The sequence below is a fragment of the Chryseobacterium vietnamense genome, assembly GCF_031454475.1.
Taxonomy (GTDB): Bacteria; Bacteroidota; Bacteroidia; order Flavobacteriales; family Weeksellaceae; genus Chryseobacterium; species Chryseobacterium vietnamense.
In genome coordinates, this window is record NZ_JAVDQX010000002.1 from 571,767 (window position 1) to 585,821 (window position 14,055).

General features: G+C 36.4%; 15 protein-coding genes. 14 read left to right on the forward strand and 1 reads right to left on the reverse strand.

Going from position 1 to position 14,055, the window contains the following annotated elements:
* The first annotated feature begins 111 nt into the window (after positions 1-111).
* From aceB to J2786_RS11870, 11 genes are all read left to right on the forward strand, one after another.
* A complete protein-coding gene (aceB, locus tag J2786_RS11820) occupies positions 112-1,686 on the forward strand; it encodes a malate synthase A (protein WP_047434827.1) in 1,575 nt (524 codons plus the stop codon).
* A gap of 120 nt (positions 1,687-1,806) precedes the next feature.
* Positions 1,807-3,087, forward strand: coding sequence for an isocitrate lyase (gene aceA, locus J2786_RS11825; RefSeq protein ID WP_047434824.1), 1,281 nt, complete (start codon positions 1,807-1,809; stop codon positions 3,085-3,087).
* A 182-nt stretch (positions 3,088-3,269) separates the two neighbouring features.
* The gene (locus J2786_RS11830; protein ID WP_047434821.1) at positions 3,270-3,842 is read left to right on the forward strand and encodes an OmpH/Skp family outer membrane protein; all 573 of its coding nucleotides are present in this window, start codon (positions 3,270-3,272) and stop codon (positions 3,840-3,842) included.
* A 129-nt stretch (positions 3,843-3,971) separates the two neighbouring features.
* Positions 3,972-4,358 carry an acyl-CoA thioesterase gene (locus J2786_RS11835; RefSeq protein ID WP_047434818.1) on the forward strand — a complete coding sequence of 129 codons (387 nt, stop codon included), beginning with the start codon at positions 3,972-3,974 and terminating at the stop codon, positions 4,356-4,358.
* A 29-nt stretch (positions 4,359-4,387) separates the two neighbouring features.
* Positions 4,388-5,554, forward strand: a complete 1,167-nt coding sequence (locus tag J2786_RS11840) for a hypothetical protein (RefSeq protein WP_047434815.1) — start codon at positions 4,388-4,390, stop codon at positions 5,552-5,554.
* A gap of 32 nt (positions 5,555-5,586) precedes the next feature.
* The gene (locus tag J2786_RS11845; RefSeq protein ID WP_047434813.1) at positions 5,587-5,979 is read left to right on the forward strand and encodes a hypothetical protein; all 393 of its coding nucleotides are present in this window, start codon (positions 5,587-5,589) and stop codon (positions 5,977-5,979) included.
* A gap of 71 nt (positions 5,980-6,050) precedes the next feature.
* Positions 6,051-7,493: a serine hydrolase gene (locus J2786_RS11850; RefSeq protein WP_052187128.1), complete on the forward strand. Its 1,443-nt coding sequence runs from the start codon at positions 6,051-6,053 to the stop codon at positions 7,491-7,493.
* 73 nt (positions 7,494-7,566) lie between these two features.
* Positions 7,567-8,013: a 6-pyruvoyl trahydropterin synthase family protein gene (locus J2786_RS11855; RefSeq protein WP_047097353.1), complete on the forward strand. Its 447-nt coding sequence runs from the start codon at positions 7,567-7,569 to the stop codon at positions 8,011-8,013.
* Between the two features lie 20 nt (positions 8,014-8,033).
* Positions 8,034-8,804, forward strand: coding sequence for a UDP-2,3-diacylglucosamine diphosphatase (locus J2786_RS11860; RefSeq protein ID WP_047434810.1), 771 nt, complete (start codon positions 8,034-8,036; stop codon positions 8,802-8,804).
* Positions 8,805-9,000: 196 nt separating this feature from the next.
* Complete coding sequence (locus tag J2786_RS11865; RefSeq protein WP_185097564.1) at positions 9,001-9,993, forward strand: LuxE/PaaK family acyltransferase; 993 nt, start codon at positions 9,001-9,003, stop codon at positions 9,991-9,993.
* A 189-nt stretch (positions 9,994-10,182) separates the two neighbouring features.
* Positions 10,183-10,728: a hypothetical protein gene (locus J2786_RS11870; RefSeq protein WP_047434806.1), complete on the forward strand. Its 546-nt coding sequence runs from the start codon at positions 10,183-10,185 to the stop codon at positions 10,726-10,728.
* A gap of 262 nt (positions 10,729-10,990) precedes the next feature.
* Here the strand turns inward: J2786_RS11870 and aqpZ are convergent, their stop codons facing one another.
* On the reverse strand, positions 10,991-11,707 hold the full coding sequence (gene aqpZ / locus J2786_RS11875; RefSeq protein WP_034696881.1) for an aquaporin Z: 717 nt from the start codon (positions 11,705-11,707) through the stop codon (positions 10,991-10,993).
* A 219-nt stretch (positions 11,708-11,926) separates the two neighbouring features.
* Here aqpZ and J2786_RS11880 point away from each other — a divergent pair, with 219 nt between their 5' ends.
* The 3 genes from J2786_RS11880 (at position 11,927) to J2786_RS11890 (ending at position 14,029) form a co-directional block, all read left to right on the forward strand.
* Positions 11,927-12,547, forward strand: a complete 621-nt coding sequence (locus J2786_RS11880) for a DUF5715 family protein (protein WP_047434802.1) — start codon at positions 11,927-11,929, stop codon at positions 12,545-12,547.
* 62 nt (positions 12,548-12,609) lie between these two features.
* A complete protein-coding gene (locus J2786_RS11885) occupies positions 12,610-13,389 on the forward strand; it encodes a hypothetical protein (RefSeq protein WP_310025346.1) in 780 nt (259 codons plus the stop codon).
* A 16-nt stretch (positions 13,390-13,405) separates the two neighbouring features.
* The gene (locus J2786_RS11890; protein WP_047434796.1) at positions 13,406-14,029 is read left to right on the forward strand and encodes a hypothetical protein; all 624 of its coding nucleotides are present in this window, start codon (positions 13,406-13,408) and stop codon (positions 14,027-14,029) included.
* Positions 14,030-14,055 lie beyond the last annotated feature (26 nt).

Below are 14,055 nucleotides of genomic sequence, written 5' to 3' on the forward strand. Positions count from 1 at the left end.
AATTAGATGCGATTATTCGCATAATAATTTTTAAATAAAATTAGCGAACGTTCGCTGTTTGTGAAAATTTTTATTTATGTTTGTAACATCAAATCACAAAATCAATAAGTTATGGAAACAAAGACTCAGTTAGAAATAAAGTCGCAGAAGCAGTTTGAGGATATATTTACTCCTGATTTGGCAGATTTTCTGATTTCGCTTCATCAGAACTTCAATCATAAAAGACTTGAACTTTTAGAAGAAAGAAAAAATACTCAGCATCATTTTGATCAGGGAAACCTTCTGGAGTTCTTAAAAGAAACTGAAGACATACGGAACGGGAATTGGGTATGTGCTCCGCTTCCTGACGATATGTTGGATCGAAGAGTAGAAATTACCGGCCCGGTTGACCGCAAGATGATTATCAATGCCCTGAATTCCGGAGCTTCTACATTTATGGCTGATTTTGAAGACAGCAGCTCGCCGGTGTGGGAAAACTGTATCCAGGGACAGATCAATCTTTCTGATGCCATTAACCGAAAGATTGATTTGGTCAACGAAAAGGGAAAGGCATATACCCTTAATGAAAAAACAGCCGTTTTACAGGTTCGTCCAAGGGGGCTTCATCTTCCTGAGAAACATATTGAAATTAATGGAGAAAAAGCTTCCGGATCGCTGACCGATTTTGGAATGTACTTTTTCAGAAATGCAAAACAGCTTCTGGAAAACGGAAGTGGTCCTTATTTCTATCTTCCGAAATTAGAGCACTATAAAGAAGCCCGATGGTGGAATGAGGTTTTTGTTTTTGCACAAAACTACCTGGGAATTCCGGAGGGAACTATCAAAGCCACTGTTTTAATAGAAACAATTACCGCATCATTTCAGATTGATGAAATTTTATTTGAATTAAAAGAACACAGCGCAGGATTGAATTGTGGGAGATGGGATTATATTTTCTCTTACATTAAAAAATTCAGAAACCTTCCCGAATTTATCGTTCCGGACAGAGATCAGGTAACCATGACTTCTCCCTTTATGAGTGCTTATTCAAAAAGAGTGATCGAAATCTGCCATAAAAGAAATGTACATGCTATTGGAGGAATGGCAGCCCAAATTCCGGTAAAAGACGATGACGAAGCCAATACAAAGGCTTTTGAAAAAGTGAAAAGTGACAAAGAAAGAGAAGTGAAAAATGGTCATGACGGAACGTGGGTAGCACATCCGGCATTGGTAGCGGTGGCAAAAGAAATTTTTGACGAGCATATGCCTTCCAGAAATCAGATCGATAAAAAATTTGAATATCATATAACAGAAAGCGAGCTGCTGGAAATCCCCAAAGGTGATATTACCGAAAAAGGAGTCCGGAAAAATATCAATGTAGGAATTCTTTATCTGGAAAGCTGGCTGATGGGAACTGGCGCTGCCGCCATTTATAACCTGATGGAAGATGCTGCAACTGCCGAGATTTCAAGGACACAAATCTGGCAATGGCTGAAAAATGAAGCGGTTCTGAGCGATGACAGAACATTAACCCGAAGCATGGTATTGCAGTGGGAAAAAGAAGAAATGGATAATATTGAAAAGTATGTAGGAGAAGCCCGTTTCCAACATGGAAAATTTAACCTTGCCAAAGAACTTTTCAATGAATTGATTTTCTGTGAAAAATTTGAAGAATTTCTGACCCTTAAAGCATATCCTTTTATTTAGTTAGAAAGTGGGAGAGTACAAGTATCTGAAAGTTTGACAATCATATCTCAAACCCTGAACCTCGTACCCCGAATCCCGAATCTCGAAACCCAAAATCTAATCAAACAAAATCCAAATATTATGAAAACAAGACAAGAACAACTCCAGGCTCTGGAACAAGATTGGTTGACAAATCCACGTTGGAACGGTGTAAAAAGGCCTTATACAGCAGAAGAAGTTTTAAAACTTCGTGGTTCTTATACCATAGATTATACTATTGCTACAGAAATGTCCAAAAAATTCTGGGATAAATTGAATACTCAGGATTATGTGGCAGGATTGGGTGCATTAACGGGTAATCAGGCGGTGCAGGAAGTGGATGCCGGGCTGGAAGCAATTTATCTTTCAGGATGGCAGGTAGCTGCAGATGCCAATTTATCGGGAGAAATGTATCCGGATCAGTCATTGTATCCAGCCAATTCAGTGCCTTCTGTGGTAAAGAAAATTAATAATGCTTTATTGAGAGCAGATCAGGTACAATCGGTAAGCGGAACAGGAAATAAAGAATATCTTGTACCTATCATTGCCGACGCTGAAGCTGGTTTTGGAGGCAATCTGAATGCTTTTGAACTGATGAAACAAATGATCGAAGCAGGAGCTGCTGCCGTACATTTTGAAGATCAGCTTTCTTCTGCAAAAAAATGCGGACACTTAGGAGGAAAAGTATTAGTGCCTACCCAGGAAGCAGTGAATAAACTGATTGCAGCACGTCTGGCTGCCGACGTATTAGGTGTTCCGAGTCTTATTATTGCAAGAACAGATGCAGATGCCGCAGATTTACTGACTTCTGATATTGATGACAGGGATAAAAAATTCGTCACAGGAGAAAGAACTTCCGAAGGATTTTACGTGGTGAGAAACGGAGTAGAACAGGGAATCGATAGAGGTTTGTCATATGCGCCATACGCAGATCTGATCTGGATGGAAACTTCCAATCCCGATCTGGAGCAGGCCAGAAAATTTGCAGAAGGAATTCATGCGAAATTTCCAGGGAAAATGCTTGCTTACAATTGTTCACCTTCATTCAACTGGGCCGCAAGACTGAGTGTAGAAGAAATGTCTACTTTCCGTGAAGAGCTGGCTAAAATGGGATACAAATTCCAGTTTATTACCCTTGCAGGATTCCACGCCCTGAACACCGCCATGTTTGAATTGGCTTTAGCTTATAAAGAAAGAGGAATGGCCGGATATTCGGAGCTTCAGGAGCGTGAGTTTGCATTACAGCAGAAAGGATTCCGGGCAGTGAAACATCAGTCTTTTGTAGGAACCGGATATTTTGATGAAATACAGAATATTGTTACCAGCGGCGCTTCAGCTACTGTAGCCATGAAAGATTCTACAGAAACGGCACAATTCCATTAGTCATTTTTTTCCATATTTTTTGATGTTAAACCTTCTCGTCTGTGGGAAGGTTTTTCTTTTGTTTAAAGGGGGTTGAACCTTTTTTTACCGTATTGATATCTCAAAATAATAAAGAAATAAATACTACATGATAAGTAATTGAAATTTGAATTATATTTGGGGCTGAAAAAATATTATTAAAAATGAATTTAATTAAAGTACTTTTTATTACATTAGGATTAACGCTTACTGCAAATGCTGCAAATGCTCAACAGAAGGTTGGAAGTGTAAACACAGAGGATATTTTTGCAAGTTTATCTGAAGTAACTACTATAGGAACTACTATTGATAACCTGACTAAAGCTAAGCAGGCTGAAATTGAAAAAATGATCGGTGATTATCAGACTAAACTGAAAGCAGCACAGGCTAAAGAAAAGACTCTTAGTGAAGCCAACAAAGAAGCTGTGACTAAAGAACTGATGGCAGCACAAACAGAATTGCAGACTTTAGGTAAAAAAATAGAAGATTCAAGAGCACAGGCTGCTAAAGATATTTCAGCTAAGCAAAGTGAATTGTACACTCCTTTACAGCAAAAGGTAAAGAGTGTTATTTCTGCTGTTGCTAAAGAAAAAGGATTGAATTTTATATTTGATACATCATTCCATGAATCAAACAATTTGGTTTACACGGATGGAAGTGAAGATATCACAGCTCTTGTAAAAACAAAATTAGGAGCTACAGCAACACCTGCCAAACCAGCGGGAAAATCTAAATAGAAATTTCAATATACCGGATATTAAAACGGAATCAGAGTTTATGATTCCGTTTTTTTATGCGTAAAAGTGAGTGATGGGAAGAAGAAAGTTTTATTTTAAAATGATACATTTGGGTAAACTTTCAGGAGAATGAATTTAATGTACGAAAAACAGATCAAAGTAACAGAAGATCATATTGATCAGAACAACCATGTAAATAATGTACAGTACGTGCATTGGGTGGAAGAAGTAGCCGCAGAACACTGGGATGTTTTGAAACATAAAACAGAATATGTAAATGATGCCTGGATGCTTCTGGATCATCATATTCAATACAAAAAACAGGTTTATCTGGGTGATGTCATTACGGTGAGAACTTATCCGCTTACTCCTGAAGGAGCCAAACAGCCAAGAAAAGTTGAATTCTATTGCAATGATGAACTTGTGGTAAATTCAAGTACACTCTGGATTTTGTTTGATCCCGGAACCAAGAAGATCAAACGTTTGGAAAACGACTGGCTGGAGAAGTTTTTTTAGCATACCATTAAATCAAAAACTAAATACACATGAAGCTCTTATATTCACTGGCATTACTGTTGGTAAGCATGGCAGGTTATGGTCAGGAAACCCCTTACTGGTTTACAGACGATATCAGAAAAAAGGTAGCAGACTCTACCCAAAGTCAATCCTGGAGAAGTCAGATGGCGGCAACATATTATTCCATAAGCGGACAATACAAACCGGCATTGGAAAGTTGGGATATAACTTTTGGAAGAGTAAAAAAGCTGAGCACAGCAGATAGTTTGAGGTTTTCAAAATTAATCCCTGTTAATGCAAAAGAGTATATCTTAGACAAAGCAGGTAATGAACAGATTGTCATCCTGAATGAAGCTCATCATAACGCCAGTCACAGAACTTTTGCTTCTTCTTTACTTCAGGGATTGTATGACAAAGGCTACAGATATTTGGGAGTCGAAACATTAGCGAATGATTCTTTAAATACTACAAAATTTGCCGCCCTCAACAGCGGTTATTATTCCAAAGAACCTGAATTCGGAAATTTTATCTATCATGCTTTGAAAATTGGGTTTACCCTTTTTCCATACGAAGCTGAAGGAAATAATAAAGAAAGAGAAATTGGAGAAGCAAAAAATATCTTTGATTTTATGCAGAAAAATAAAGAGGGAAAATATCTCATTTATTGTGGTTACCAGCATGCATACGAAGGTGTTCATAAATCCTGGGAAAAAACAATGGCAGGAAGGCTTTCAGACCTTACGGGGATCAATCCTTTTACCATTGACCAGACTCAGTTTTCAGAAAAAAGTAGTCTGAAATTTAATGAACCCCTTTTAAGACTGGTGAAAAATACAGTGCCCGTTGTTTTAAAAGATGGAAATCAGGAAATATACAATGGGGAAGACAAGGAGTTATATACCGATATTAAAATCATTCATCCCGTTACAAAATACATCAAAGGCAGACCGGATTGGATGTTGATAGAAAACCGAAAGTTTTACAAGATTCCAGCTTCTAAAGTTTCAATATATCCGGCCTTGGTTTTAGCATACAGAAAAGGAGAGTTTGAAAAACAGGGGATTCCTGCTGATATTATTGAAGTCAATACTTCTAAAGACCATCATTTTTTAATCCTGGATAAAGGGAAGTATGAAATTGTTGTAAAAGACAAAGAGCAAAAAATCACGAACAGATTTGAAAAAACGGTGAAATAATGTTTGAAACAGCTTGATAGAAAAATAAGGTAATGAAAAGTAAGTTAAGAAAAATAACCATCAATGCTGTAGAATATTTGTATTCAGTTTCCAATCAATATCATTCCGAAACGAAGACTAATACTTTGACTGTAAAAGTATTTTTAAACGGACAAAAGCAAACTCCTTTAATTATCAAATCTTTGACTGTTGATGATTATGTGATGGGACAGCCTTTACAATCAGGTGTGAAGCTGGTGAATAAAATGACAGGTTCAGAAGATGAGGTAAATCTTAATAGGCCAAAGTATATCAGGCAGTTCATTGTATTGGGATTAAAAAAAGGATGGTCAGGATTCAATTCAATGGAAATACAAAACGGATTGGATTATTTGAATGAATTAGGCTTTGAAACAGATCAATTAAAACCAGAAAATAATAGATAATTTTTTCTATTAATGTAATACAATAAGGCTCACAGCTGTTTTTAATAAGGAAACATTAAACAAACCTCCCCATGAAACCATCTATCTTAACACTAGTATTATCAGGTTTTTTCTTTACAGCATACAGTCAGACCGCAGAACAATCAAAAGCAATTGATCAATATATTAAAAAGGTTATTCAAATCAATGAGATACCGGGAATGGCTGTAGGAATTGTAACCAACAATAAAGTAACTTTTCAGAAATATTACGGAACAGAAACGTTGGAAAGTGATAAAAAGATAGATCAAAATTCCATGTTCAGGGTGTATTCCACAACAAAACTGATGTCCAATATTGGGATTTTTCAGCTTATTGAGAAGGGGAAAGTATCTCTGGAAGATGAAATTTCAAAATATATTGACAATATACCGGCAGAATGGCAGAATGTTAAGGTGAAAAATCTTTTGTCTCATTCTTCAGGGTTGCCTAACTGGATTAATTTCAGTGATATTGCAACAGATACACCCAACGCTGAGGTTATCAACCGCCTGTCAAAAGAAAAAATGGAATTTGAAACCGGAAGTGATTACAGGTACAATCAGACCAACTACATGCTGATTGCGATGATCATTGAAAAAATAACAGGAGAGAAATTTGAAGATTATATCCTGAAAAATCAGTTTTCAGATTCTAAAAATCAGGTAGTTTTTTCATCCAATTCCATTGAGAAAATTCCTAACAGAATTGTAAAATATATCTACAATAAAAATACACACCAATATGAAAAATCTACATTTGTAGAAGGGAGAAGAGCGCATTCAGCGAATGGTTTGGCGATTGCTTTACCCGCGTTTTTACAGTGGAGCATTCATTTGAGTAAAAATGATTTTCTAAAACCTGCCACTCAGGCATTGATGTGGAAGCCATTTGAATACAAAAATAAAGAAATTACCTTCGCTCATGGTTGGGATATGGACCTATTTAATACAATAAAATCCTATAATTTCTCAGGAGGAAATGTAAGTGCTTACAGGATTTTCCCGGATCAGAATATGGCAATTGTAGTGATGTACAACGGATATAAAGAATTTCCGGTTTTTTACCCTATGATCAATCAGATTGCAGGTATGATGGATAAACGTTTGCTCGATCCGTATATGGTGGCAGAAGAATATACAAAGTCTGAACCTATTGTTCATCCCACACTTAAAAAAGAAAACTATGGCTACCGGACTGAAAAGGATAGTATCATTTTTTCTTACCCATTTCCGGAGAATCAAAGTGTAGAATATATCAAAAATATGTCAGTTACCGGCTCTTTTAATAACTGGAATCTTGATGACCAGAAATATTATATGAGCCTGAAAAAGAACAATACTTTTGAACTGGTACTGCCAAAATCTCACTTCGAAAAAGGAAAAACCTATCAGTTCAAATTTGTCATGAATAAAAAAGGCTGGCTTTCTGTACCTTACAAAGCAATGAATGTGGATGGAACCAGAGATAATAATCTGACTTTAAAAATGGATTAAAAAGAATATTTTAAAATCGTTGTAATAGAAACAGTCTTTTCTGTATTAAGCTGTTTTATCCTATCTTTGTACTATGATACGTATTACAAAAATTTTTACATTCGAAACGGCTCACGTGCTTTACAACTACGATGGGAAGTGTAAAAATATGCATGGACATTCCTATAAGCTGTTTGTAACAGTGAAAGGAAAACCGATTAATGATATTGAAAATCCTAAAAATGGAATGGTGGTAGATTTCGGAGATATCAAAAGTATCGTAAAATCTGAGATCGTAGACGTTTGGGACCATGCGGTTCTTGTTAATGCACTGTCTCCACACAAAGAACTGGGAGATGACCTTGAGCAGAAAGGACATAAAGTAATCTACTGCAGCTTCCAGCCAACCTGTGAAAACATGTTGTATGCCATTGCTGCTAAAATCAAATCGAGACTTCCCGAAGGAATTTCTTTAGCCTATCTTAAACTTCATGAGACAGAAAACTCTTATGGAGAATGGTTTGCAGAAGATAATCAATAATTTTTCACAAAACTCAGAAGGTGTTAAAAACAACAATTAATTTAGAACCTGGAAAAAAAGTGTATTTCGCTTCGGATCAGCATTTTGGTGCCCCTACACCAAAGGAAAGCAAGGTGCGCGAAGAGAGATTTATACGCTGGATGGATCAGATCAAGGAAGATGCTCAGGTTTTGTTTTTAATGGGTGATCTTTTTGACTTCTGGCATGAATGGAAGCACGTCATTCCCAAAGGATATGTTCGGGTACTTGGAAAAATTGCGGAACTGAAAGACAGAGGAATTCATATTTATTTCTTTGTCGGGAATCATGATCTCTGGATGAAGGATTATCTGGAAGAAGAGATTGGTTGTACCGTATTCTATCAGAAACAATATTTTGAAATGGGAGGGAAGCAGTTTCTGCTGGCTCATGGAGATGGACTGGGACCTGGTGACAAAGGATATAAAAGAATGAAGAAATTATTCACAAATCCTGTGGCACAATGGTTTTTCAAATGGCTTCATCCCGATATTGCGATGAAAATTGCATTATACATGTCCCAAAAAAATAAAATGATCTCCGGAGAAGAAGACAAAGCTTTTCTGGGAGAAGATAAAGAATTTCTGATTATTTATTCCAAGGAAAAACTGAAAACCCAGAAGATTGACTACTTTATCTATGGACACAGACACCTGCCAATGGTACTGGATCTGGAACAGAATGCAAAATATATCAACCTTGGAGACTGGATTTCCTATTTCACATATGGGGTTTTTGAAAAAGATTTTGAACTGAAGACTTTTGAAAAATAAAGCAAAAAAAAATTACCCCTAAAAAGAGGTAACTTTCGAACGGGTGGAAAAACCCACTCTTGTTTTTAATCCATATTCCAAGTAACTCATTGCAAGAAGTCTACCAAAATTGGTTTTATACATTAAAAAAATTACTAAAAAAATATTCTATCTCTGTAATTGCCCTGTAGCCGGGGATTAAGAAACTCAAAAAATTATGGAACTGAAAAATATATTCAACATACAGACTGAACAGGATTTCCTGAATGCCGCATTGAAAACATTTCGTTATCAATATGAAAATGTTGAAATATACCGGAAATTTGTTGATTTTCTGAAGGTTAATCCCGATGAGGTCGATCGTCTGGTGAAAATTCCGTTTCTTCCTATTGAAATGTTTAAAAACCATCAGATTCTGGATAAAAATGTTGCTGCAGATCTTTTCTTTCAAAGTTCAGGAACAACACAGATGAACCTTTCCAGGCATTTCATCGCAGATACTGAGCTGTATGAAGAGAGTATCTATAAAAGTTTTGAACAATTTATCGGAAAGCCGGAAGATTTTATTTTTCTGGGATTACTTCCAAGCTATCTTGAAAGACAAAATTCATCACTTATTTATATGGTAGATTATCTGATGAAGAAGTCTGCAAAACCGGAAAACGGATATTTTCTTTATAATCATGCCGAACTTTTTGAATTGTTAAATACATTACATGGCAAAAAAGTTATCCTTTTCGGAGTTTCCTTTGCCTTATTAGACTTTCTTGATTACTGTCATTCTGAGCAAAGCGAAAAATCTCTGAACTTTCCTGAAAATTTAATCGTAATTGAAACCGGTGGTATGAAAGGGCGAAAGGAAGAAATGACCAAGGATGAATTGTTGGAAATTTTACAGAAAGGACTTAAAACGGACAGAATATATTCAGAATATTCAATGACTGAGTTACTTTCACAGGCTTATTCCCTTGGAAATAATGAATATGAGTGTCCCAACTGGATGAGAATAATGGTTCGGAATGCAGAAGATCCTTTGGCTTACGAAAAAGAAGGCCGTACAGGAGCTATTAATATCATTGATCTTGCCAATACCCATTCCTGCGCATTTATTGCAACACAGGATCTAGGAAAAATTGTAGGTGATAAATTTCAGGTGCTGGGAAGAATAGATCATTCCGATATCAGAGGCTGCAGCCTGCTGGTGAGTTGATGATTTAAACCGAAGAAAACAATGGTGAATGATCAATTCGCTTCGCTTGTCAATTTTTGTATAATCACAATAAATAAAATAGCTTGCGACTTTTGCTGAGTAAAACGCCTTTACGAGCCTTTAAACACTTGGCTATTAAAAACTTTGCGGGCATTGCGTTTTATTAAATATTTTTACCATCATAAAAAAATGATCAAGATAGAAGAACTTATACATGCCTATATTCATTCACACTGCGATTTTGAAAAAGAAATTGTACTGACTAACTATTTTCAGGCTGATTGGGAAGCGGACATTCTGATCATTGATTCAGAAGGTGGAAGTCACGAAATTGAGATCAAGCTTTCGAAAAGTGATTTTAAAAATGATTTCAAAAAATCATACCTGAATAAAGACACCGGAGAAAAATTTCTGAAACACGATAAAATTTCCTGTGGGGATTATATGTGTAATTCTTTCAGTTTTCTGCTCCCAATGGGAATGGTAGATGCTGCTTTAATTCCGGAACATTGCGGAATCATCGAGTTTTATCACAATGCAGATACCTGGGATACCGAATTTTATCTGATTCGCCAGCCTAAAAAGCTGCATGAAGATTCTTACTGGAAATTGAATGATAAAGATTTTTTTATCAGGAAGATGGCTTTGAACCTTCTTCAGCGTAAAATGGAAATCAAAGGGAAACATGAAGAACTGATCTTTAAAAATCCTTTTGATATCAAAAAACTGAAATAAGATTAAAAAAATTCTTTATTAACGCAAAGTTTAATTTCTTATTGATCTGTCTTAAGGATGCAAAGAAGGAATCATTTCATTGATTTTTATTAAGCAGTTGTAAAACTTATCACTTCATCAACGACGTAGTTGTAACCACTTTGCTCTCTCTTTAATAAAAAGTTTCTCTTATAAAATCTTTGCGTTTACAAAAAATCAAGAACCAAAAAATAAAAAAATCCTGCCGCCTGACAGGATTTTATCATTGAATGTTATTATAAAATTAATCTGCAATTTCAGCAGTATCTCTCTGAAGTAAGAACTTGTAGATCAATCCTCCTACAACTCCCCCTAAAATAGGAGCTACCCAGAACAACCAAAGTTGTGACATTGCAATTCCTCCCATAAAGACTGCCTGAGAAAGTGATCTTGCAGGGTTTACAGAAGTATTCGTAATCGGGATAGAGATCAGGTGGATCAAAGTAAGCGCAAGACCGATGGCAAGACCGGCAAACTTACCGTTAGCCCACTTATCTGTGGCTCCCATGATTACAATAAGGAAAAATGCAGTTAATAAAAACTCAGCAAGAAATGCTGCGCCCATACTGAAAGCTTTTCCATTGTAAACGGCTTCACCGTAAAAGTTCGTGGCAAAATCTCCGGGTTTTGAGAATTCTACCGCTCCGGCTCCGTTAAGGATCGTATACAGACATCCTGCTGCTACAATCGCTCCCAGACATTGGGCTACAATGTAAGGGATAAGGTCTTTTGCAGGAAATCTTCCTCCCGCTAAAAGTCCAAAAGAAACTGCCGGGTTAAAGTGCCCTCCTGAGATATGACCTACAGCGTAAGCCATGGTAAGAACAGTAAGACCGAAGGCTAAAGCAACGCCTAACAGTCCGATGCCGATGTCTGGAACACCCGCTGCGAAAACAGCGCTTCCACATCCTCCGAAAACAAGCCAAAATGTGCCGAAAAATTCAGCGAAAAGTTTTTTTATCATGTTGTTTATTGTTTAAAGTATCTCAAATGTAAAATTTAAATCTTAAAGTAAAAAGTTAAAACTGAAAAAATATTTCGAAAAAGAGTGAACAAAAATTGTAAAATCTGTAATTTGGTGTAAAGTTTGTTTGGGATTTATTCAGAGAGTATTATAGTCGGTTTTGAAAGATATAACATAAATGTTTTATCTTTCATTTGTAATTTAAAAGGACGGTGAATGAGAAAGTTTTTTTGTGTGGTCTTTGTACCTTTTATTTATAGTTTACATTATGCGCAGGCAGCTAAAAAAGCTTTTCCCTGCTATGATCTTGCCACTGTACTGAAGGTTGAACCCACGCCACTTTATAAATCTCATCTTGATGCATCAAAGAGTTTTGGAGTACAGCTGCTGAAAGATTCCAAAACAGTACAGAAATACATCAATAGCGGTAAATTCCACAAAATAAAAAAATCAGGGAAAGGATATCACGTTCAGAGGCTTGATTACAGCAGAGCTTATATGGTATCAAAGGGAAAAACCACTCTGGAGAAAATAGGGTCCAAGTTCAGTAAGGATACCAAAGGAGGTACATTTACTGTTTCGTCCATTACCAGAACGCTTGAAGACCAATGCAGGCTGAGAAGAGTGAATTCTAATGCCTCACTAGGGATCAGTTCTCACAATTATGGTAATTCTTTTGATATTTCCTATGTCAGATTTAACAATGTTCTGAAATACAATCCGAAGATGGAAGTAGCGCTGGAGAAAGTTTTAAAGTATTATGAGAAGGCTGGTAGAATATATTATATCAAAGAGAAGCAACAGAGCTGTTATCATATTACTGTGAAAAATTATTAATTAAAATCCTCTTGCATAGCATGTTTTGTTTCTATACTTTTATAGAACTAAAAACTATGCTTATGTCAACATTAAACATTGTGGACTATATGCTGCCTGTAGAAGAATGCAGAGCAGCATCAAACCAGTGGAAAGCATCCCTTTCTGACTTTTCCAAAATTCAAAAACTTATCCCTACCAACTATGTTTTTAATATTTCCAGAGAACACCTTGAATGGATGAAAGGGTTCAAGGATTATAAAGACTTTTGTGCTGCAGTAGGAATTTACAGAGATCGGTTGATCCTTATCTTTTATCCTATGAATAACGATGGGGTAAAAATAGATGTAAAAGAATATCCATACAGCTTCCTTACCGAGCTGGAAAAAGATCTGAGACTTCAGGAGATTCAGGAATACACTCTTATTAGAAATGCTGTTCTATCGAAAGATCTTGAGAGCACGGAGAAGAATGCCAATATGGGATTTCCTATTTCCAATACTCCAATTCTTGAGCAGGATAAAGCTGTAGATGCTATTGAACGCTGGAGAAATCAAGGTATGGATTGGTTTTATAAAGAGAGCAGAGAAAATCAGGGAAGTGGAATCTTCAGAAAATTCTATGTCCCTACAGCAGACCTTTGCCTTTCTGATGATGGTTTGGCAGGTATTACCTGTTCCTTTGGTATCAGATACAATGATATTTATGGGAAAATGCTGGTAACACTTATTTTTATCTCTTTCCGTGAAAACCTTAGGAATGCAGAACTTGGAGCCGAATCAATTTCCAATACATACGACTGGGCAAAACCATGTCCTCCTATCTGCCGTATTCCGGATGTAGAAGTTGGAGGTGAATTTTAAAACGATATACTGAGGAATGGCTGAACTTTATAAGGCAATTTTATTCCTGAATTATGCACTGCTCCTATCCGTTATACTGCTGGGGGCAGCAAAATACCGCATATTAAATCATAAAGAAAAGCAATATTTTTATTGTATTGCTTTTCTTTTTTTTATTGAGCTGCTGAATCTGGCCCTGCCTTATATCTTCAGATTGAATGACACCTCATTCCTTTATCCTTTGTACATCGCAGGAGAGTTTTTCCTGCTGACAGGTTTATTCATCAGGAAACTGGACTGGCCAAGATATGCTCTGTGGATTGTAGGTGTAATGGCAGCGGGCTTTATGATCTCGAAATACGGATTTGACTATCCTGCCAATGCTGATATTGCGAAAGTAGTTTCTAATATTATGATCATCTGCCTTTCCGGATTTACCCTGATCCGGGAAATTAAGAATACCTCCGCCCAGAACCGCTTTCTTCTGGTAGATGCCAGTATTTTTTTCTACTATTCCGTTTCGGTGTTTATTTTTATTATCCAGCATCAGATCGCCAATCTGTCGGAAAACGATTACTATACTATTCTCAGTGCCAATAATATTCTTTCGAGTATTTTGTACTGTTCACTTTTATATACTTTTTTCAGATTAAAGAAGTAACGCTAAATATCAACCTGCTGATCCTT